Genomic DNA, 20878 nt, shown 5'->3' on the forward strand with positions numbered 1-20878 from the left:
AACTCGAGCAAGGAGAAACACGATGTATCAGACAGTGTGTAACACGAATGACCGTTTTAGCTGGGATAGCAATACTGAGGCAGCTTACTGGTTGTTAAGGGAAGAGGCGGCCAAGACTAAGCCAGCCGAAATTACGTTGGAACGCTACATGGATATGATCGGCACGATGTATCCGCTCGACTGGCGCGGCGACATGGTAAACGAATCGTTCAAGTTGGGTGAAATGTATTGCGGCAATGTGGCTTGTATCTACGCCAAGGTAGGAGATCGTTATTTTGAGTTTCGTGACGTTGTCACCCTGAGCCACGAAGAGATAATCGAACGGATAGAAAAGGAGGTGTTAAGCCAAAACCAAAAATGAAAAAAGCAGACTTTCGTCTGCTCTCTCTGCCGGTTTAGTCCCTCGAAAAGATGAACCGGCAATCAATAACATCACATGGAGCATAAACCATGAAACACATTGAAGCGTCAATAGTTACATCTACGGCCTGTTTTGTAAAGACCCCACAGAAAAAACAGCAGCGCGTAAACCATCCTGCAATTGCTGTAGACGAGATCAGCCTGTCAAGCAAAGCGCGGGCACGCCACATTGCCAAATGCCAGAGCAAAAAAAGGTCGGTCAGAGTACCGGCAATGCTTATCAGTGAACTGGGCCAGTTACTCCGCACGCTGGAACTTAAACGGGCTTATGCCTGATTAAACGCACCGCCCCAATGATGGGGCGGTATTCCATCGAACAGGAGTGATGCAATGAATGAACAAACAGTTTTAAGTGCCACTTATCTGGTTAGGGGCGCACTGGATCAACGCGAAGATTTTATTAAAGCGCTTGATAGGTCTGCGGTCAGTGAGATGGACATGATAGCGGGCTTGATTTCACAGGCAAAAGGGGTAGAAGCTGTTGTAGAATATGCATCTGAAAATTATGATTTTCCGGGTGTTTGGTTGTATGAGATTGTAGAGCCATTTGGCGCGGAGTTAATCAAGTTTCATGATATTCCTGATACATCCCTCGCGTCTGATGTACTGGCTGTTCTTCTCAATAATTGGCTAAGTATTGATGAAAATGAAAGAACCGTATTCATCGATACTATTAAATCTCTGTATCGGAATGCATTTGCCTAGTGTGAATATGAACCGTTAGATACCGTCTTTATGGGCGGTATTTTTTTGCTCGTCAATCGGTGGATGCCGGCATTGAACCGGCTCCCCCCGAAAAATCACCGCTTGCAGCGGGCAAAGCCCGCGCCGCTTCAACTGTTGCCACTGATAGTGGCAACGTCAAGGATACCTGGCTGCGCCAGGTTGAGAGTATCTGCATCACTCTTCCAGTCCACAGGCTGGGCACAGAGTGCCTTATGCCGTGACAGACACTAGGCTGGGGCGCCGGAGTCACAAGGGTACGCTTGCGCCGTTATCCTCTCCCGTTCGCACTCCCTCCCTGCGGTCGTTCGCTTGCGCGTGCGGCATGCGGTAACGCCCTTGCGCCTACGGCTTATACCCCATCTCGGTCTTATTGTCACAGCACAAGACGCTCTGAGCCCGGCAACGCCGGAAAAAGAGTTACACCAGAAACACACTCAAGGGAGAATCAATATGCAACGTCTATATAGCGGTTTTGGTAATGCGACAGTTATCCGTCAAGAGCGGCCGCTAACCAATGGTGAGCTAGAAAGATATGTACCAAGTGTTTTCTCAGAAGAAAAACACGAATCGCGTAGCGAACGCTATACCTACATTCCGACGATCACCCTTTTGGATAAATTGCGTGAAGAAGGCTTTCAACCATTTTATGCCTGTCAAACTCGTGTTCGTGATGAGAATAAGCGCGGACATACTCGCCATATGTTACGTCTACGTCGTAATGGTTTTAACAAAAATGATGAAGTTCCCGAAATTATTTTGCTTAACAGTCATGACGGTAGTAGTAGCTATCAAATGATCCCCGGCCTGTTTCGTTTCGTCTGTAACAACGGTTTGGTATGCGGTGATACGTTCGGTGATGTGCGTGTACCCCATAAAGGCGATGTGGCAGGACAAGTTATCGAGGGTGCCTATGAGGTTTTAGGTCTGTTCGATAAGGTGACTGAATCCCGAAACGAAATGAAATCCATTATGTTGAATAATGACGAGCAACATGCTTATGCAGAGGCCGCATTAGAGTACAAATATTCAAACGATCATCAACCTATTACCGCAGATCAAATTTTAAATGCTCGCCGTTGGCAGGATAAAAATTCTGATTTATGGACGACATATCAGCGAGTTCAGGAAAATATGATCAAGGGTGGGCTACATGGAATTAATGCGCAAGGTAAGCGCAGTAAAACCCGCTCTGTAAATGGGATTACAGGAGATATAAAACTCAATAATGCTCTTTGGAAATTGGCAGAAGAAATGAAAAAAATCAAAGCCTAATTATCTTTATGGCGGTGCTGATCACACCGCCTATAGGAGTACTTATGAGTAATGAACTTGAAGTTAAACGCTGCCTTGTTTGCTCCACAGCTCACATGACATTTGATGATAATACTGTTCTGGGCATGTACGGTTGTAGGATAACCCCACAAGTCAATTGGGTTTTAGAATATGAGTATGGATTTATCATTGACTTATGGGGCGGGAGAGTTTCTGTATTACGGTTGAAGCGTATAGGAATATCAAAAATTTTAAGGAAATTTGTTTATCAAATGATGATAAAACATGACATCAAAATGATTCAGTTTGATTGTGATGGTGGTGTAATTCCAGGAATGCCAATCTGCGACTGGTGATAACTCCTTATCCATCAGCAACACATTGAGTGTCGCTGATGGATATTAATTTATTCGAAATATGAATCTATATTGCATCAAATTTACCCTTTCTGTCGTTCACGGCATTGAGCCATGAACGGCAGACTTATCAGCTCTGTGCTGCCACATTAGTTCCGGTGTTTTCTACTTCTGATTTTTTAATGCTTCTTACTTTCGATGATGAAGGTGCTTTCTTTTTTGTCATAGCTACAGATTTAATGGCTTCCTGAATAGCCCTTTCACTGACAACAATTTCGCAACTTTCCAATGCCGATTTTATATCTTTAGCTGTATACCCTTTTTGCGTAGCCAGAATTAAAATTTGCTCTTTCAATCCTGCCAATACTTCCTTACCCGTGAGACGCTCTGTTCTCAAATCCGGTAATTCAGATAATTGTACTTTTGCTAATTCTAACTGCTCAGTACTGTAATGATTTTTTGCCGCCATATGCCATATTTCCTCATTCTAAAAATTATAGGTACGACAATAGTATACGGGCGTTTCAAATCGGCACAACTCCGAAAAAAGTTCTCCCATGGTGTAATGACTTCTCAGGCCATTTAGGGCAAAATACAAATATCCGGTTTCAAATACGGGACAGGATATGTTTTGTAGCACCGCCTGCACGCAGTCGGCCCTACAAAACGACCTGGTCAGGGCAGAGCCCCGACACCCGCTAGACTGAGACTACGAGACTGTAAGGGAAATTATCACCATGAGTAATAGCGAAAGCCGGAACAGAACAGCCCTGCTGCCCAGCATTCGCTGTTACCCCGAGGAAAAGGAAATCATTGCGACTAAAGCAAAAGCATCAGGCCTAAGTGTGGGAGCCTATATGCTTCGTAGTGGCCTGGGACGTCGTATTGAATCAAAATGTGATACAGAAATGATAATGGAACTACGCCGGCTTGGAGGATTGCAAAAACACCTGTTTAACGAAGGGCGTGGCAGTGTCAGTGAGGTATTTAGCAAAGAGTACTCTGAGGTACTTGTAGCTATAAAAAAGGCGATTATCAGTATAGACCTGGGCATTGATGGCTTAGCTGCTGAGCGAGATAAAGCATGATCCCAATTGTTCCAGAAAAACGGCGAGATGGTCGTTCCAGCTTCATTCAACTGGTGAGTTATTTGACTCTTCGCGATGAAGTCAAACCTGATATGCCTATCTCTCCTGATAATCCCTATATCCGACCTTCACGCTCTAAGGCAGCTATCTTTGATCGCCTGATTGATTATCTCGACCGGAAGGCTTCTGTAGAAGACCAAACTGTGTTGGCCATGTTTGATGATGGTACTCAGCAGATTAAAAGTGGAAACGTTGTTTGCGAAACCAATTGTTTCAGCCTGGAAACTGCGTCGGCTGAAATGAACGCTGTTGCGATGCAAAACACGCGTTGTGTGGATGCTGTTTATCATTGCATCTTGTCCTGGCGTGAAGAAGATACACCGACTGATGAGCAAATTTTTGATAGTGCTCGATACTGTTTGAAGCAACTCGGTATGGCCGATCATCAGTACGTCGTTGCCGTGCATAGAGATACAGATAATGTGCATTGCCATATTGCCGCGAACCGCATTAACCCTAAATCATACCGCGCCGCTAATCTCTATAATGATGTTGATACATTGCACAAAGCCTGTCGCCATCTGGAGATGAAGCATGATTTCACCCCGGATAATGGGGCATGGAAAGTGAATGGATCACACCAGGTCGTGCGCAGTGAAAATGACTTTAAATCTATCCCCCGTAAAGCTAAGCAATTGGAGTACTACGCTGACTCAGAGAGTCTGTTTAGCTATGCGACAGGAGAGTGTCGTCAAAGTATTGGTGAGATTGTGGCAGGGGATAACCCTTCATGGAATGCTATTCATACTGAACTTATTCGTGCAGGGCTGGAGTTAAAACCCAAAGGGGAGGGATTAGCGATTTATTCCCGCGAAGATGAAAGCCTGCCTCCTATAAAAGCCAGTAGTCTGCATCCAGACCTGACCTTGTATTGCCTTGAAGAGACACTGGGTAAGTTTGAACCGTCACCGGAAATTGTGATGTTGACCGATGATAATGACAACATTATTCATTCCAACTATAAACGAGAATTCATTTATGAGCCTCGTCTACACGCTCGGGATAACACTGCCCGTATCGACCGACGTCTGGCCAGAGCCGATGCGCGAGAGGATTTGAAAGCACGCTATCAGGCTTATAAATCTGCATGGGTCAAGCCAAAGTTGGAGGGCGGAACACTTAAGCAACGTTACCAAAATGTGGCTAAGCGTTTTGCTTGGCAGAAAGCCAGAGCTCGAATTGCCATTGGTGATCCATTGCTCCGCAAGTTGACTTATCACATCATTGAAGTTGAACGAATGAAAGCTATAGCTGCCTTGCGTATCGCGGTTAAAGCAGAGAAAAAAGTCTTCAATGCCGACCCGGATAATCGCAGAATGAATTATCACGCTTGGGTTGAGAAACAGGCCTTTAATCATGACCAGGCGGCTATTGCACAGTTGCGTGGCTGGTCGTATCGACTGAAACGTGCTAACAAAACACCACCGCTTTCTGAGAATGGTATCCGATGTGCAGCAGGTGATGATTGCAGACCATTCCACATGGAAGGTTATGATACTCAAATTAACCGCGACGGCGTCATTCAGTATCGGCATGATGGAATCATACAAGTACAGGATCGTGGTGAACTGATAGAAATAGCCAATCCATTTATTTCTGATGGCCAGCATATCGCGGGTGCTATGACGATTGCAGAAGAGAAATCTGGGGAAGTGATGGTCTTTGAGGGGAGCCGTACTTTTGTCAATCAGGCATGTGGATTGGTAGGATGGTTTAATGAGGGGGGCGAGAAACCGCTACCGCTTAGTGATCCTCAGCAACGTATTTTAGCGGGTTATGAGGTTGACCGGCAGGCGTCATCTTCGGGGGTTTTACAGCCAAAATCAGGTGCGGATAAGTTGCAAGAACTGGAGCAAGGTCATAAACCACAAGGTGGATATCGACCTCAGTAAGCTATCATAGGCACTAAACAAAAAAGCCGACTCCATTTAAATTGGGTCGGCTTTTTTGTTTTTAATTAATGTGTCCGCGCAGCAGCTGCATCGCTGGTTGATATGATAACCAGGCATTACTGTTGTCACCTGCAATCTCGGTAAAAATAGCTATCAAGCGTTGAAATACTTCATCGTGTTTCGTTTTATCAAATTGTACGGGCATTGAAAACAAGTTGAGCAATCGAGCGCACTCATCGCGCAGGTTCTCAGCACGAGACGCACTTAATGCTTGCAACCTGTGCCCCTCCCTGGTGTCTAGCTGAACTATCAGCATCATGGCACACAGTCGTACCATTTCGGTGTAACCTCGCTGATAATCCAGGTTGTTATCGCTCATCGATGTGCCTCAGTATTTAGGTAAAAGCGGCTGACTTTCCTGCCATAATCGTTCAAATTCCTATTCGTAGACCGCGACCAACTGCGGCTGGTTCCGCACGACTAGAACGTTTTCAGCATTACGCTTGTTTGCACTGGCCGAATAGTTATAGCTCCCTGTCTGGAGCGTATTACTGTCAGCCAGAATTATCTTATTGTGCATTATAGAGTAATTATCATTTAGGCGAATAGGAATGCCCTGATTGGCAAGGAATGTCACCGAGGTATAGCTATCGCTGTTACTTTTTTTGTCTGCTATCACCCTGACGCTAACTCCTCGTTGTTTGGCCGCCACCAAAGCTTGCGCTATTCCTTTATCGGTAAAAGAGTAAGCCTCCATGTACAGGGTGTTCTTGGTCTGGTTAATTACATCCAGTACGGCAACTCTGGCAGAATGCGAAGGGGAGAAGCCAACTGTGAACGTCGGCATCGCGAAAGCAGGCCAAGACAGTGTCAATGTGGCCAGGATTATCAACGGTGAGCTTTGCGCAAAAAGGCGATGTTTCATTTTTATATTTTCTCCATTCATCCTGGCGTTACTTCATTGGCTATCTCGATAACATTAAAGTCATCGGTCCCAAAAGCCTGGCAGTTGTGCCACATAGTTACGCACAGTGGGCAGGTAATTTTACCGTCAACGGGTGAAGGTATTAATTCGATGTCTGTTGCACGAAACTCAACGCAGCAAAGCGATTTAAAACCTATTACGTCGGTAGCTATGTGGGTCAGATATTCTTCTTTTCCCAAATGGGGGGGATAGAGATAACTGGAACGATAAGATACGGTGTGGGGATACAATGTGCCTGCCGCTAAGAATGATTGATCTTCCATTGCTGTGCTCACTTTTAGATATGTATTTGTTCCCTATGGTAGAGCCGAGGGAATATTGGGATATTATTGAAAGGCCAACAAGTCAGTTTGATATGGTATTTTGCTAGTCAGCATCAGCTAAGGAGGTAGCCACTTCTTTTGAGACCCGGATAGTTTTCGGTGGGGTTGGCTGATGACGCCATTTGCGTTTATTTTGATGTAAAGCTTCTCTGGCCGCTTCAAACAGCAGTATGCCCCGTTGGGTTGGGTTGTAGCTGATGTCAGCGCGGTTATCCAGATCAAGGGTGAGGTCTACGATACGTTTAAGAATTGGGTCCATGATGCCGATTTGATGGGTGCTGTCTTCTGGGCCGTCTAAGTGCAGTAATATATCTTCAATTTCTTGCGCGGATGGGGGTAGTTTACGCAATAAGGTCGGGTTGAGAGCAAACAGCTCGGCTTCTGTTGGGGTTTGTACTTCAATGAATCGGTTTATTCTCATCGGTAGTGCTGATGTCATTTTGTCATCATCCGGGATATAGATAGCACTACTTGGTACCAGAGCACTTTTGAAAGAAATCATCCCTTCACCAGGATTTAGCTCTTTCAGGTCACCGAGATCCAGCCGGTCTTTTTCACGAATGTAGTTGTTTGTGGCATCTTCATAGTTGGGTGTAATAATGCCGCCAGTTTGTTCAACTGCCCCCAATTCGGCGTAATATCCTTTCCCGCCAGTAATCTTGGCCAACTCAAAAGTATCTTTCTCATCCTGCAGGGCCATAAACCATTTGGTGAGCAAGTTAGCGTTTACCGTCATGTATTCACCACGATGTTCTGCGATAAACCGCTGAATATCCTGAGCAGAAACAATCAGCATATATCCCAAGCTACGCATCTGGCTGGCCAGGTTATCCATACCTGGACCAAAATAGGCACCTAACTCATCCATCGCGATGGCAAACGGAAATTTACCGCTGTATTTTTTAACGATTAACACATCGTTGAGCATTCCCTCGAGCTCACAACCCAAGTCTCTGGCCATGGTCATGCGAATAGCCGATATATACAGTTTACCTATATTGGACGCTTCGCCTTTTGACAGTTCCAAGGCTGGAATAGTGGTACACAAAATGCGGTCGTTGTGCAGTATATCCTCAATGTTTATGTCGCCGGCGTCGGTAGAGAAAATGTGGCCATACAAGTCGTTGAACATGGTGAGCATGCGGTTGAATTGCTGAATTAAGTAGCCGTGTTGATCATAGACACCTTGCTCCCAAGTTGAGGGCTGGCTAATGAGTTCAATGCGAAAGCCGGCTAATGTATTGAAATAGTTTTCTAATGGGTTATAGGCTTCTTTATGCCAGCCATCGCGTTTGGCTTCCAGGTAGAGTTCAGCCAATTTTCGTAAAGGTAAATACGATTGGATAACTGTTTGAGATATGGTCCGTTTTTCTTTTTTACATTTGTAGTAAACCGCATAGACCAACGCAGCATTCATGGATTTGGCTTTGTCCTGCCAGCCAGCATCACCGCTTCCCGCAGGAGGAAGCATGGATTCCATTAATTGGATGATGAAAGTGGTGTTGGCGGTACCAAACAGATTGATAGTGTTGGACGGTTGGCGTTTTTTGTCATTGAGTAGCAGCAGTAAAAGCTTGTCCATTCCTCCCGTCATAAAGTTAAGTACGTAAAAATCATCTTCCCGACCAAACCGGCGAGCTAGCGACCACATAGCAAAAGCCAGCGAGTTTTGCCCTTTACCATCTGAATAACAGATGCCTCGGCCCCAGCAGATGGCATTCAAGAAGACAGACAGCAGCGCTTCTGTTTTACCTGATCCCGTCGTGGCCAATAACAACATATGACGCAATGCATCATCCAATGTTAGCCAAAGCTCGCGAGCGAGGGCTTTACCTCTGGCAAAGCCCAGACACATAACACCTGCAGCTGGAAAAAATTTGCGGGTCCGTACCACATAGCGGAAAAATCCCCATAACCCATTACGATACTTGGGCATTTCTCGCTCCGTCGTCAGGTCTATTCCGCCCACATCTGTTGGCATGCGCAGGGGCATTCGAAAAGGCCGGTCACTGAACAACATGACATGGAGTAAAAGTCCGGGAACACTGATCAGAAGACTGGCAGGGAATATCCAGCCCATAACCAAGCCAGCAAGCAGGAAGAACTGGACGCCAAACGGGGAGAGTAGGGCGTCATTTATAAAGGTGTAGCCAAGCGGTCGCCGAACTCGGCGGGCTTCGATTTCAACTGATTGAGCCATTTACAAACCTCAACGACGGGTGAATATTTGAAAGGGGATACGGCGGGATTACAGACCAGAATTATTGTGGGAACGGTGTATTCAGGAAAGCTTCCAAGGCATCGTCACTTTTTAATGATGTTAGAGGGATGTAACGACCATCATCTGCTATTAATGACGGTGTACCTGGTAGGTTATATGCATCAAATGCGGTGTCATTACGGTTAATGGCTTCTGTACCGGTTTCACACGATGCGAGCGGGAGTGTGCTTTCATTTGGGCCCATACCTGAATCTATCTGGAATAGTTTTTTCCATAAGGTTTTACGAGACTGAGGTGTTTGGCAAAGGATAGGGCTCACCAAGTCAATGGTCTGTTGCTTACCCACCAGTGTGACTGGGAAAAGCTCGACATTATATTTTTGGGCTAATGCCTCCAGTGCTGGCTCAATGATTTGGCAGTTATGGCACAGCGGGTCTGAAAATACATAGAGTGTACGCTGATGGCCAGATGACAAGGCGATGGTGTAAAAGCCACTTTCAGCCGCATTACGTAATACCTGCGCCGTTTTTTGGTAGCCTGTTGCTGCAGTCGTAGAGGTGTTTGTCTGCGCTGGCATGGTTTTAGGTATTACCGGGACTTGTATTGGTGAAATGGGTTGTGGGGCGACAACGGGAGCTGACTGAATCGCTGTTGGGTTACTTGTGCTAAGTTGTGTCACTGGTGTCGGATTATTTCGGGTCATATGTTCGCCGAGCGTTGTAAACACATACCAGCCATATGTGATGCACAAGACGAGAGCCGTAACTAATAGAGTTAAGCACGCTATATTTCTGACCTTACAACGATGGTAGATAGCATTGTTGATAGCTTGTAAAAATAGCTCAGCTTCTTTGGTGGATGGTGCCTGATATATCATTGCGGAATTTACACCAAAGCTGTCGTGATATATCCCGTTGTCTTTTATGTAAAAACGGGAGCGCGAGCCAGGTTGAAGCAGTGTTATAAGGCAACTTGCACCAGATTGATGGGTATAAACGGACAGAGTGGAACCCTGCAAAGTGGCAGTATAGGTCTGAGTCATGAGGTAGCCTTAGTGTTTGGATTTAGCGTTTTTTAGGTCGGAACGGTGCGCGAGGAGCGGATTTTGTTGGTTGAACTGCTGGCACATCATCTTTAGGTATAGGTGTTGTTGAATTTTGGTTTTCTGATTTAATTGATGAAGCCCGTAATATGACTATATCGCTGTCATCATCTTCTTCGTCTTCACTGTCATATTCTTTGGCGCGGGATTCTGATTGTGCTTCTCGTTCTTCCAATACCAGGCCAATGCGGCGTGAGTCGGCAAGTAAACCCTCGATAGCTATATCCATTCTTGTTGCAGGTACTGGAATGGTTACCCGGAACTTTTCAGATATTTCAGCGATCAATGTTTCCCATTTTGCTGCTGCAATAACCCCTGCCCCTTCAATAAATACCTTGGGGCGCCCGGAGGACGTCAATGCGTACCAGAGTGTTCTGTCCAGGCCTTTTAGCCATCGAAAATTAGCACCAGGTAAACGTAAATCGCGGTCATGGAGTGCGGAGAGTGCTGTTCGTGTTGAGCTGTAATGACGCAGCCAGCGTACAGCAACGGGGGAGTTTGCCACTTTGTAGAAAGCATCATTTGCCAGGCGTAGAACGGGATAACCTTTTTGGCCTTTATCACGACGGCTTTTGATGAGGCAAGAGCGATTCAGACTATCCAAAAGTTTTTGGGCACCTTTGCGGTCGTTGAAAAATACTTGTAATCCAAAGACTGCCACCAGTGCGCGTTCGTGAGCATTAAAACTGGAGAAGTCTTTAAGTGGTGTGCCTAATTGTTGCTCAAATACTGTTTGGGCTCGAGTACGGTCAAGGCGTTCACCAATAACTAACTGGTGTTGTATGGCAAACTCATCTGGAGACTTGGCGCTACGATGCTCCGATGGATCGCAATTTAATAACTGTGTTTTTTTATCTCCGTAGCAGAGCGCTGGAATTATACTTGGCGAGAACTGCGCCATGATGTGGGGCAGCGTATATACATCAATATGTCTGCGGGTTAGGTTCCGAGGATGATTACGAATTGCCAACATACTTCCAACCACAATGATAGACAGTGGCACCATTAAGATGCCGGCAGTGCGATTCATGACAGCAATAAATTCCCCCCAGGTCATATTGTTTACTTGGTTACCAGCCAAGGCCAATAGATTGATGCGTTCTGCTACGTAAATATGTATGCGTGGAAAATCGCAGAGAGACCAAAGCTGGTAAATAAGCCAGATGCATCCATACATGATAGGGGGTTGGTATATCCAGATAAGGAAAATGAACATCAATGCGATACCGATAAACATAAGGCCATATTCTTGGCCCTGTTGTGGGTGTACAGCTCTTGTGGACATGGTTGCTCCGGGCATGGGAAAAGCCAGACGATCACATCGACTGGCGATAACAAGGTGGGTTCACACCAGAGAGAGTTTTATTGGGGGCAAAGAAAGAGCGCCGATAGGCGCTCCATTAAAACTAAAATATTGTATTTAGCTAACTTGATATTCTGTTAGTTTGTTACTAACGGACGATAGGTAGAAGAAAGTAGGTTGTCTAACTTATGGCAAAACACTTTAATCTTGGCGTTGCTATTGATGTTGAACGTTGGGCGCTTGATATTATTGAACTTCAAAGTTAGGTTGCAATCTTCTAACTCATATCCTTTCCATTCATCAAATTCAGCTATAAAGCCATTAGCAAATTCTTTATTATTTAAAGATACAATCAGCATTGCCTTACTATTAGAGTCGATACCTACATACTTTCCATTGTTGATATCAATAAAGGTCAGGTTTTTATCAGGAGAAAAGTTGGAATTAGTGTTATTAGCAACAATTGTTGCTATTCCATTGCTAATGGATTTTCTTAAGAAATATAAGACAGTCCATAATGATATGGCAATTAAACTTGTAACTGAAAAATAGGTAATTCCTGAATGGCCACGACTATCAAAGTAGTAATAGATGGTAAATAATGAAGCTATTGTGAAAATAGCAGCAAGAATATGAATCGTGCCGATCATTTTTATTGATTTCATTCATCTTTCCTTATCATAGCTATTTTATGCCATCGGAATTATCGCTACTTCCTTTATTCATTGATTTTAACCCTGGAGTCCTCTCAAGTCCACGACCAAATCCAGCAAATATGCTTTTAGTTGATTCAGCGATTCCACCAAGAATACCAGCTGCTTCACGCCCACCTAACCAAGAAATGATGTAGTCCGGCATGGTAACTTGCAGAGCAAAAACTCGGGTAACCGTCGTAGTGCAGATCCTTGCATAAACCAATAAAATTCCTGCTAGTGAAATCAAACCGGTAAATGAATTTGCCTGTACATTGGCTATTGTGGCACCGAACATTAAGTTAAGTAACGTGCCTAATGCGACAATAACTATGCTTGCAAAAACAAAGCCAAACACCATTAGCATAGGTCTAATCATGACATCGATAAGGAAGATGTAACCGTAAGCAGACCTGTGTCCCCCCTCTCTCTCAGTTGCAATATGGGTTGCTGCCCAAAGGGTTCCTCCTGTAGCACCAACCAATACACTGACAACCCAGTTAGCAGCAGAAGCTAACCAATAAATAAAAGGTATAAAAGGTAAATATATTGACAGGCTAAAACCGACACTAAGTAATATAAGTAATATGAAATAAACTGCAGGAGCCGCTGCTAAAATCGCATTTTTAGCGAAACTTCCAAGGCCTAAAGAGACAACTTTTATAATCAAACTATCGGAAGCCGTTTCAGCGGCTATTCTAGCTGCGCTAAATACGGTATAAACAATTTCGGCCCCCCCTAATGTATAGTCGCCTACAGCTTTCATTTTCAATAAAGGATTCATCTGATCACTTCCAACGGTCAAATTTCCCATTTGAGATGTGGCAATAAAGTTTGCCAGCCTCAGCATTGGGCCGTTAAAGATACCAACAAAGACTGCGTCAGATGTTGAGGCATCGGTAGCTTGTTGAGTGTCTTTAGTACCCTGCGTCCCAAGAGGTGGGGTGTAGCTAGAGTTCTGCAGTTGGGCTTGATACGCAGTTTTGATGCTAGTGTAGACATCACCCGCCCCTAGATCACCCACTCCAGACATACCTGCAATTACAGGTTTTAGTTGAACTGCCTCATTAATTTTGTTGTTAGCTGTAGCGAATGTTTGATACCAAGAACCCAATGCGAGCCATCCATTTTTTTTCAATTGCGCCGTCAAAACAGATGCTAATTGATCTGCTTGTCCCTGCGCATTTAATGCCTGATTTATTCTATCTTCATAAGCTCGCGCCGATTTTTGTATATCAGTTTCAGCATCGGGTAGAGAGCCACTACCATTTGTCTGTTTATTTGTAACAGATGTAACAAATTGAGATGCTGACTGAGATAGAGTATTTTGCATCTCGTTCATTGCACTACGTTGTGCATTTATGATGCTTTCAGTGTTAATTGGTACCGGGAATAACCAGCTTGTCGTTTGATCAATGAGACTTTCTGGAAGACGGGCTGACCCGCATAGAGCACTACCGTTCCCAATTTCAAAGCCATCTGGCAGGGTACTGATTCGCATCAATGGCGTGCCACCTTGACCATATTGTTGATACATAGTGTTGAGTTCACTATTGATGCCGTATAAACAGAGGTTCATTTCATAGATAGCTCGTGCTGCCCCGACAGTTTGGGGTGCAACGGGTTGTACCACCAGAGAATAGCCATCCTCCATTAAATCAACGATGCGGTCTGTCACCAAATTAGCGCTGCCAATACCCATAACCGAAGCAGCCCACAAGAAGGTGAGTTGAGCAATTGACCAACCGGAAACAGTAGGGACTAGAGTCAGAAAACCCGCAGCGGTGCTCACTGGCCCAACCATTGAACTACCTTGGTTAAAAACCTGTCCATTCTGGCCAGCTTTGACCAGATGCTTGAGTGTAACAAGCAGGAACCAGACAACGGCAATAGCCATAACGATACCGTTAAAAACAAAGAACATCTGACCGATCATACTGGAATCGGTTGATAGTGGGTTAGTGACAACGTCACCAAAAATCATAACCAGGATTTGGCGGGATAAATCAGAGCTACGTTTTGCTGCCTGTTCGATAGTGCTAAAACTTACCGCTGTATCGGCCCAAGCGTTAACGGTAAACAGGTACAACAATACGCTAGCCATTATTTTTCGTATGGCATTCATAGTATTGGCTCACAGATATATAGAGGTGCCCGCCTGGGTTAACAGGTGAGGATGGAAAAGCTCATGGGATAGTAGAAGGCTAAAACTGTAGGTCGATTACTTGAGTCGTAGGGTTATTTGCGTATATCAAGCAATCGTTTTTTACTCTTTACTTGCGGTGATGATGAGATTGTTGATTTAAACCAGGCAACTTCTGCCAAAAAATCGCTAAACCCACCACGTTCTTCTGGCGAAGTTCGTTGTTGGCTCAGTTGCCATAATCGCCAGGTACAAATAAGTGCCTGGACAAATGGCACTGCAGCCAGTGACAGCAAAACCAGTATTAGTACAAAACCTTTTACAAGTACTAGAGGTGTGTAGATGCCACTAACCGCAATTGCTAAAATAAGTCCTATAGCCAGTAACGACGGCACAGCTGCTAGGGTGAGGCATACCATTTTTCGGCACTTAAATCGATGTTGTAAGTTATTGACTGACAGACCACTGGCGGCTACCGCTTCCTCAAAGCTCAATATGGGTTCTTTCAGCTTTTGTTTCAGTTGATGATACGGGGAGAGATATTTGAGCCGTTTGAAATTATTAAACAGCGAAGGCCCTATTTTGGACGCCGCGTAGCGTACTTCTGAAAGTGGTAAAATTATGTTAGTCGAGTAATACAAACCTTTGCTTAAACGTTTTCCCCACTGAGGTGATTTTTCTGTTTTATTAGTCATTTCTGGATATCCCCGCGTTCACTTCACGCATTTTGGCTTGCAATTGCGGACGGTAATTCTCCGTTGCGGCGAGAGACAGCTGTTGACCTTGCAGGATGTTATTTTTCTGCATTTCACGTTTGATGCCTAATAACAGCCAATTTTGTTGGGACTGAATCAGAATAGCTTCACGCAACAGGAGATCCCCCTCCATATTCGAAATGTCATTTAGGTATTCGGTATTGGCATAGCGTCGACCTGCCTCGAATTGCTCAAACTCTCGTTCGGACATTATGCCGGTGTTTTTAGCTTCTTCTGAGGCAGTGCGGCTGAAATAGGCCGCAGCTGACGGGGAACGTAATGTTTCCTTTGTAATAACGTCTTTTGTCGCCTCGTTAGGCTGACTTGCGGCGATCATCGCCAGCATGGGTTCACGGGCAGCTGAGTTAATCGCTTCGTATTGGGTCATGATCCCAATATATTGCTGACCAGAAGTTGTTTTGACTTCACCTTTCCCTAACTGCTTACCTGCGGCAGCTGGCGCACTGTTAATGGCGTATGCCATAGCAGCATCGGTTTGTTGCTGGTTGAAAGTGAGGTCTGGGGTTTTTCCATCTTTACCTGCGCCATCCAATAAAGAGGTTAATCGCTTATCTCCCCCCGGACGTTCTGAAATAGCTTTGCATAACGCTGTCCCACCGTAAGCCGCTACATCCGTAGCATCACAGTAATCAGCATGTATAGCTGCAGTGCGAAATTGTGCTTGCTCTTGTGGTGGTGTTGGCGCGGTTACACCTTGTCGAATGGTGTTATTACTAATTCCGCCACCACTGGCCAATGCTCCTTGATGGGCCCGTGCGCCACTTTGTACTTGAGCCGCTACACCAGAACCAGATTCAGAACAGATGCTATCGGGAATGGTATAGGTTCTACGCGCCTGCTCAAGTTTTTCAGCCTGTCTCGCGAAAATATCCTGATCACGTTGAGCCTGTGCCGCTTGTTCAATTTGTGTGGCCACCTTTCCTCCATTTTGATTAATGGCCGCGCCAACTTGATGTTGAGTGGTGGCAATCTCAGTCAACGTCCCGTTGATGGTCCCAAGGGCAGGAGCCACTTGTGTTTGTATCGGGATGCTCGTCATAACCTCTACCGGATAGGCTAAGGCGTATCCAGGTAGGCAAGCGGATAGAACCAAGCTGGTCAATAGACTGAATTGGCCAGAGAAATAACGATGGGTGTGCATGATTAGCGCCTTACCATAAGGGTCATGAAGACAGATAGAAACAAGATGCAAACGAATAGAAAGAAGAGAAGTAAATCTGTGGGGTGGAATAAGTGTATAAACTGCGAGTTTAAGATAGCGTTAATAATACGTTTCACCGTTCACATCTCGATGTCGATGGTTTTGAATCCTTGGTTGCAGTGTGTTGGTGCTATGCGGCGTTGCCTTGAATATAGCCAGCCTTGGCAATTAACTCGTCGGCCAGTTGTCGAATGACACTGTCTTCATCGTCATTACCGGCACGTTTTTTCATCATCTGAATATGTTTCTCCGCAGATCCACTGGGGAACGTATCAGCTAATAGCCTACGTGCGGTTTTGCCGTCCAATGCGTCATATAAAAAGTTGCGCAAAGCTCGATTAGCCGGTGTTGAGTTCAAAGCCCATAATCGCAGTGGGCCCGCCGTATTTTTCAGTAACTGAGCGACGTTACCGTTGGTCGTTTGGAATACGGCAAGGAAAGTGACACCGCTGCCATCTGCCGCAGGTCCCCGTGTGGTACTCAAAAGTTTAAGGAGTGTTGTGCGCGGCACATTGAATGTTTCTTGCAGCACCGGGAAATCTTTGGTTCTAACACGCATTAAATAGAGTGAGTTGGCTGATTCCAGAATAGATTTTGGATAATCATCAAGATACTGAGAAGCAAACACGGTACGAATACCGAATTTACGTTGCTCGCGGTCCTCTGTTTGCAGGGCCTCCCACAATGTGTCGATGCCTTTAATATTGTGTAACTCGTCAATAAATATGAGTTTTACTTCTTGATCTAATTGTTCGATACGCTTGCGATGTAGAGGGATGTAACGTTCATTTAATTTGCCGTATAACTCATCTTGATACTGCGGCAGGTAGAAATCATTCGCGCCGGCAAGGTGGCGAGCGAACTGGTACATAATGCCGGTACGAATCTTCCCTTCCGGGGTGTTTTTTCCCGCAACATTATTGACATCGACAATGCGAATTCGTGTATTGGGGCTGACGGTAAAGCGAGTACGCCCCGCAATCAGTGGATAATCGAAGAGGGCTTGTGTCAGGCAACGAGAAACATAGCTGAGCAGTAGTTCATCAGAGCCAGGCCGATTGACTTTGCCAAAAGCGACTAGTAATTCTTTGCTATTGAGTGCCCCTTGTAAGTCATTTAACTCGGGTACCGCCTGTGCCTGAGCGAGCGATGCCTCATACACATGCCCGTGATCAAAGAGTAAATCTCTCACTTCATACCAGGTAGCCATTTCCCACCACTGAGCGTCATGTTCAGCAATGCAACCACTTTTTTTCAATGCCGTATCAACAGCAGGTACAAGGGTCGCACCATACCGAATTGGTTCATCATCACTATTTTTGCGATATACCAGGTCCACAGCGCGAGACAGAATTTGTCTGCAGGATGCAGAGTCTGGGGCGATGCCTTTCTCTGGATCGATACATAAACTGAGTAGCATTCCCAATATATATTCACGCTCGGTACTGATGGGGTATTTCAAACCAAGAAGAATATCAAACGGGTTACGGCAGTGATCTGCATCGTTACGCAGGATAATACTGATGATTTTGTCTTTCTGATCAGGAGAAAGACTGTCGGAAATTAGGTCATAGAAACCTTGTGCGGTAAACCCCTTATCGGTAAAGGCCATAAAGGGAAGGTCACTGTTTCCATTAGCAATGGCATCAAGATGTAAGCTGTTAGCTAACAGAGACTTTCCTGAGCCAGGAGAACCGGCAAGTAATTCTGTATGCTTTTCCTGTAGCGAGCTGGCTAACTGGATAGGATACGGTTTACCGTCCACAGTTTGATGAATAGAGTTTCCTTCGTTTCCCCATGGGCTGGCCGGACGCTGCAGAGGCATTAACTTGATACCTTCCGAAAGCGGCGGGAACATCAATGTAGAAGCACTAAAACTTGATGCCAGCGGTAGTGTGTTGATCCAGGCACGGATTGGGTCACCAAAGGTTTTGGTCACACTGGATACACCCCACGATTGAAGTGACTTTTGCAGCAGTGTTAAGTTGCGTTTAAGTCGGCTTTTATCTGCATCCCAAGTACTGGCTGTAATGCTCATCATGCACACAGGCTCTTTCTTATTTTGTTCCAGCAGCCAAGAGACAGACTGGTAAATATCGCGTAATCCAGGGACAAAAGCGACAAAGGACAACAGGTTATGTTTGCTATTGAGCAAATCCCCCCCACCAGGCATCAGATCGAGTCTTAACCGCCAAGGAATTTGCCTCGGAACCTTCTTAAACAACTGGCTAAAGGGTTCAGGGCGTTGCGGGGCAAGCGTCATGGCCAATTGACCATGGTACAAACCGTCCACTTCGATCATGCTGCCGTGTGCTTTCACTTCGGTGTCACAATATTGAAAGTTGAGATGAGGGGCCAGTGCAGCACTAATATCGTCACCGCGTAGCTTGCCATGAGGGATAACACGATCACCTGGTAACAGTGGCTGCCAACTTTCATCTGTGCTGAGTCGTTCGATTTCATCCCTGAGAACGTGGCCTGCTTCATGGGCGTCGAGCAAGCGCACCATTACACCTTCATTGCCATCTTTAAGATCAGTTGCCAGTTTGTCGATAAACGCATCATGTCGCATTTTCAAGCCTTCGAACTCGGCAAATACCGGATTCTGGCCGAAACGCGCTTCTGGCATATCTTTAAACTGTTTGTCTTGGCGTTGAACTTCTTCCTTACGTTCTGCCGGAGGCAGTGATGAAATTGCGGTATAAACCGTCAACCAAACACGTTCTCGGGCAACATAAGGCGACATTTTGACAATTTGTTCATCCACTAAATCATCCAGTTCAAGCCCCAGCTTACGGTATGCCAGCCTTTGAGGCTCAACCAGCCGCGTTATTTCTTCTTTCCCCCGTGTAGGATCGCGCTCAAAGACAATACATAACTTTTGCCCCAAGGCTTTAAAATCGCCCGTTAAGGAGTCTCTGAGTTTCAGAACAAACCTGAGAAAGCTATCAGTATCGGGTATGTCGCCCACAGTACGAGGCTCGGCTTCACTGAATTCTCTGAAAGCGCCCAAAACCTCAAAGCAGCTGGCGTAATCATTGTTGTGTGTCACATGAATGTACGGCGCGGCCAATGAGGGGTGCCGTATTTTGTCGTCGGGAGTCAGCCCAATGACTGTGCGTAGGTCACAATACTGGGAAAAATCACGCCCTAATGTGTAGCGAGAAAAATAAGCAAAAGCATCTTCGATTTTATCGACAATCATGTTCAGCTCCGGGAGCAATAATCACGGTATAGGAGTGACCACCAGGTTGTATTGGCATCTAGCCCTGTGGTTGCCAGTCGTCCTTTTAGGCGGCCTGGATGTAGCGCCAATGCCAGATGGCGACAGCGGGACAGTAAGGATTCACGTTTTTCATCCGGGAGACGTTTCAAGGCTTCACCAAATGCTTGAGGATGCGTTGTTCCCCATGATTTGCGTACTGGTTTGTCGTGAGAGGTGAGCCAATTGAGTAGAGCTTTGGCATCTTGCTGATATTCTTCACTGTCAGATTCAAGTGCCTGAGCTATGGCCCGTTGGAGATGATTGATATCCTCCGGTCGCAAAACTGGCAGATAGACAATGACCCCGGCTTCCGCCGTCACGGTATCCAATTGTTGCCAGGCTTGACACAGTGGGTCAGCGACACAAAGGTTATCTCGGAGTGTATTTAGTTGGTTTTGGTCACGAAATATCACGGTATTTTTAGGTGACTCGTAGCCACAGAATTCACAGTTATGTCCCGCCATACGGGCTGTTTCATCTAATGTATTCTGTTGTTGAGGCGTGCGGGAAAGGCCCGTCACACGACGGGAAACGGAAAAGACCAGCATAAGTACTCCAAAGAATGGGGGCTTTCGGAAAGAAGCCTCATTGAGACGTTCGAGTTAAGTAAGGCCGGCCACAAGGGCCGGCTATCTACGTTAACCGACAGATACTGGGTTCAGCCCCATCTGCTTCTGGCTACGATTAGCAATCTGATCAAGCGCAATAAGACAGCCTCCCGCTGCAAATAATATCAAGATGTGCCAACCCTTGATTTGTGGGTTATTTTTCTTGGAAGCCATCATGCCGATGGCAACAGCTATTAAAATGAGGCCGAGGGTCATTGACGCTTTCACGATAGGCTCTTTTAATGAATAAATGCCGTCCAAAGGGGCTTTAATCATATCGACAAGATCTCCATCGGCATGGGCGAGAGGGGTCAGGAACCCTGCCAGTAAACCTGCAACGATGCGAACATATTGCCGGCGGAGTGTTTCTGCCAGTAAGGCTGCTTTAACTGAGATGAAAAGTGGAAAGTCTTTCAAGATTTGACGAGCGTTCATTATGACCTCT

General features: G+C 45.6%; 20 protein-coding genes. 7 read left to right on the forward strand and 13 right to left on the reverse strand.

Going from position 1 to position 20878, the window contains the following annotated elements; genetic code table 11:
• Window positions 1-22 precede the first annotated feature (22 nt).
• From DA391_RS23420 to DA391_RS23440, 5 genes are all read left to right on the forward strand, one after another.
• Window positions 23-361 carry a hypothetical protein gene (locus DA391_RS23420; protein WP_088130810.1) on the forward strand — a complete coding sequence of 113 codons (339 nt, stop codon included), beginning with the start codon at window positions 23-25 and terminating at the stop codon, window positions 359-361.
• An 89-nt stretch (window positions 362-450) separates the two neighbouring features.
• The gene (locus tag DA391_RS23425) at window positions 451-696 is read left to right on the forward strand and encodes a hypothetical protein (RefSeq protein WP_088130809.1); all 246 of its coding nucleotides are present in this window, start codon (window positions 451-453) and stop codon (window positions 694-696) included.
• A 54-nt stretch (window positions 697-750) separates the two neighbouring features.
• Complete coding sequence (locus tag DA391_RS23430) at window positions 751-1125, forward strand: hypothetical protein (protein WP_088130808.1); 375 nt, start codon at window positions 751-753, stop codon at window positions 1123-1125.
• 471 nt (window positions 1126-1596) lie between these two features.
• Complete coding sequence (locus tag DA391_RS23435) at window positions 1597-2418, forward strand: DUF932 domain-containing protein (protein WP_088130807.1); 822 nt, start codon at window positions 1597-1599, stop codon at window positions 2416-2418.
• Between the two features lie 44 nt (window positions 2419-2462).
• On the forward strand, window positions 2463-2774 hold the full coding sequence (locus DA391_RS23440; protein WP_088130806.1) for a DUF5983 family protein: 312 nt from the start codon (window positions 2463-2465) through the stop codon (window positions 2772-2774).
• A gap of 130 nt (window positions 2775-2904) precedes the next feature.
• On the opposite strand, the gene DA391_RS23445 is transcribed toward DA391_RS23440, so the two are convergent.
• Window positions 2905-3243, reverse strand: a complete 339-nt coding sequence (locus DA391_RS23445) for a mobilization protein MobC (RefSeq protein WP_088130805.1) — start codon at window positions 3241-3243, stop codon at window positions 2905-2907.
• Window positions 3244-3511: 268 nt separating this feature from the next.
• Here DA391_RS23445 and mobA point away from each other — a divergent pair, with 268 nt between their 5' ends.
• Together mobA and traI are read left to right on the forward strand one after the other, a co-directional pair.
• Window positions 3512-3862 carry a plasmid mobilization protein MobA gene (gene mobA, locus DA391_RS23450; protein ID WP_088130804.1) on the forward strand — a complete coding sequence of 117 codons (351 nt, stop codon included), beginning with the start codon at window positions 3512-3514 and terminating at the stop codon, window positions 3860-3862.
• Entirely contained in the window at window positions 3859-5814 is a 1956-nt protein-coding gene (traI, locus tag DA391_RS23455) for a TraI/MobA(P) family conjugative relaxase (RefSeq protein ID WP_088130803.1), read from the forward strand. Before mobA ends, traI begins: the two co-directional genes overlap by 4 nt.
• A gap of 61 nt (window positions 5815-5875) precedes the next feature.
• Here the strand turns inward: traI and DA391_RS23460 are convergent, their stop codons facing one another.
• The 12 genes from DA391_RS23460 to DA391_RS23515 form a co-directional block, all read right to left on the reverse strand.
• Window positions 5876-6193 carry a hypothetical protein gene (locus DA391_RS23460; RefSeq protein ID WP_088130801.1) on the reverse strand — a complete coding sequence of 106 codons (318 nt, stop codon included), beginning with the start codon at window positions 6191-6193 and terminating at the stop codon, window positions 5876-5878.
• 60 nt (window positions 6194-6253) lie between these two features.
• Window positions 6254-6739, reverse strand: a complete 486-nt coding sequence (locus DA391_RS23465; RefSeq protein ID WP_108088352.1) for a phospholipase D family protein — start codon at window positions 6737-6739, stop codon at window positions 6254-6256.
• Window positions 6740-7165: 426 nt separating this feature from the next.
• The gene (gene trbC, locus DA391_RS23470; protein ID WP_240624842.1) at window positions 7166-9322 is read right to left on the reverse strand and encodes an F-type conjugative transfer protein TrbC; all 2157 of its coding nucleotides are present in this window, start codon (window positions 9320-9322) and stop codon (window positions 7166-7168) included.
• Window positions 9323-9383: 61 nt separating this feature from the next.
• A complete protein-coding gene (locus DA391_RS23475; RefSeq protein WP_129111489.1) occupies window positions 9384-10046 on the reverse strand; it encodes a thioredoxin fold domain-containing protein in 663 nt (220 codons plus the stop codon).
• Between the two features lie 361 nt (window positions 10047-10407).
• Window positions 10408-11730, reverse strand: a complete 1323-nt coding sequence (locus DA391_RS23480) for a conjugal transfer protein TrbA (RefSeq protein ID WP_176396512.1) — start codon at window positions 11728-11730, stop codon at window positions 10408-10410.
• Window positions 11731-11885: 155 nt separating this feature from the next.
• A complete protein-coding gene (locus DA391_RS23485) occupies window positions 11886-12413 on the reverse strand; it encodes a hypothetical protein (RefSeq protein ID WP_108088334.1) in 528 nt (175 codons plus the stop codon).
• Between the two features lie 19 nt (window positions 12414-12432).
• Entirely contained in the window at window positions 12433-14544 is a 2112-nt protein-coding gene (locus tag DA391_RS23490) for a DotA/TraY family protein (RefSeq protein WP_240624840.1), read from the reverse strand.
• 134 nt (window positions 14545-14678) lie between these two features.
• On the reverse strand, window positions 14679-15278 hold the full coding sequence (gene traX, locus DA391_RS23495) for a conjugal transfer protein TraX (protein ID WP_108088336.1): 600 nt from the start codon (window positions 15276-15278) through the stop codon (window positions 14679-14681).
• A complete protein-coding gene (gene traW, locus DA391_RS23500) occupies window positions 15271-16500 on the reverse strand; it encodes a conjugal transfer protein TraW (RefSeq protein WP_108088337.1) in 1230 nt (409 codons plus the stop codon). Before traW ends, traX begins: the two co-directional genes overlap by 8 nt.
• Window positions 16501-16690: 190 nt before the next feature.
• Complete coding sequence (locus DA391_RS23505) at window positions 16691-19765, reverse strand: conjugal transfer protein (protein WP_108088338.1); 3075 nt, start codon at window positions 19763-19765, stop codon at window positions 16691-16693.
• Between the two features lie 2 nt (window positions 19766-19767).
• Window positions 19768-20373 (reverse strand): hypothetical protein, encoded by a 606-nt coding sequence (locus DA391_RS23510; protein WP_108088339.1) that lies wholly within the window; start codon window positions 20371-20373, stop codon window positions 19768-19770.
• Window positions 20374-20463: 90 nt separating this feature from the next.
• Window positions 20464-20868 (reverse strand): DUF6750 family protein, encoded by a 405-nt coding sequence (locus DA391_RS23515; RefSeq protein ID WP_108088340.1) that lies wholly within the window; start codon window positions 20866-20868, stop codon window positions 20464-20466.
• Window positions 20869-20878 lie beyond the last annotated feature (10 nt).

This window comes from Yersinia massiliensis (assembly GCF_003048255.1).
Taxonomy (GTDB): domain Bacteria; phylum Pseudomonadota; class Gammaproteobacteria; order Enterobacterales; family Enterobacteriaceae; genus Yersinia; species Yersinia massiliensis_A.

Bases quoted from the DNA above. Each gene is read 5' to 3' on its own strand.
- DA391_RS23420 (WP_088130810.1), top strand. From the start codon at position 23: ATGTATCAGACAGTGTGTAACACGAATGACCGTTTTAGCTGGGATAGC.
- DA391_RS23425 (WP_088130809.1), top strand. From the start codon at position 451: ATGAAACACATTGAAGCGTCAATAGTTACATCTACGGCCTGTTTTGTA.
- DA391_RS23430 (WP_088130808.1), top strand. From the start codon at position 751: ATGAATGAACAAACAGTTTTAAGTGCCACTTATCTGGTTAGGGGCGCA.
- DA391_RS23435 (WP_088130807.1), top strand. From the start codon at position 1,597: ATGCAACGTCTATATAGCGGTTTTGGTAATGCGACAGTTATCCGTCAA.
- DA391_RS23440 (WP_088130806.1), top strand. From the start codon at position 2,463: ATGAGTAATGAACTTGAAGTTAAACGCTGCCTTGTTTGCTCCACAGCT.
- DA391_RS23445 (WP_088130805.1), bottom strand. From the start codon at position 3,243: ATGGCGGCAAAAAATCATTACAGTACTGAGCAGTTAGAATTAGCAAAA.
- mobA (WP_088130804.1), top strand. From the start codon at position 3,512: ATGAGTAATAGCGAAAGCCGGAACAGAACAGCCCTGCTGCCCAGCATT.
- traI (WP_088130803.1), top strand. From the start codon at position 3,859: ATGATCCCAATTGTTCCAGAAAAACGGCGAGATGGTCGTTCCAGCTTC.
- DA391_RS23460 (WP_088130801.1), bottom strand. From the start codon at position 6,193: ATGAGCGATAACAACCTGGATTATCAGCGAGGTTACACCGAAATGGTA.
- DA391_RS23465 (WP_108088352.1), bottom strand. From the start codon at position 6,739: ATGAAACATCGCCTTTTTGCGCAAAGCTCACCGTTGATAATCCTGGCC.
- trbC (WP_240624842.1), bottom strand. From the start codon at position 9,322: ATGGCTCAATCAGTTGAAATCGAAGCCCGCCGAGTTCGGCGACCGCTT.
- DA391_RS23475 (WP_129111489.1), bottom strand. From the start codon at position 10,046: ATGACCCGAAATAATCCGACACCAGTGACACAACTTAGCACAAGTAAC.
- DA391_RS23480 (WP_176396512.1), bottom strand. From the start codon at position 11,730: ATGTCCACAAGAGCTGTACACCCACAACAGGGCCAAGAATATGGCCTT.
- DA391_RS23485 (WP_108088334.1), bottom strand. From the start codon at position 12,413: ATGAAATCAATAAAAATGATCGGCACGATTCATATTCTTGCTGCTATT.
- DA391_RS23490 (WP_240624840.1), bottom strand. From the start codon at position 14,544: ATGGCTAGCGTATTGTTGTACCTGTTTACCGTTAACGCTTGGGCCGAT.
- traX (WP_108088336.1), bottom strand. From the start codon at position 15,278: ATGACTAATAAAACAGAAAAATCACCTCAGTGGGGAAAACGTTTAAGC.
- traW (WP_108088337.1), bottom strand. From the start codon at position 16,500: ATGCACACCCATCGTTATTTCTCTGGCCAATTCAGTCTATTGACCAGC.
- DA391_RS23505 (WP_108088338.1), bottom strand. From the start codon at position 19,765: ATGATTGTCGATAAAATCGAAGATGCTTTTGCTTATTTTTCTCGCTAC.
- DA391_RS23510 (WP_108088339.1), bottom strand. From the start codon at position 20,373: ATGCTGGTCTTTTCCGTTTCCCGTCGTGTGACGGGCCTTTCCCGCACG.
- DA391_RS23515 (WP_108088340.1), bottom strand. From the start codon at position 20,868: ATGAACGCTCGTCAAATCTTGAAAGACTTTCCACTTTTCATCTCAGTT.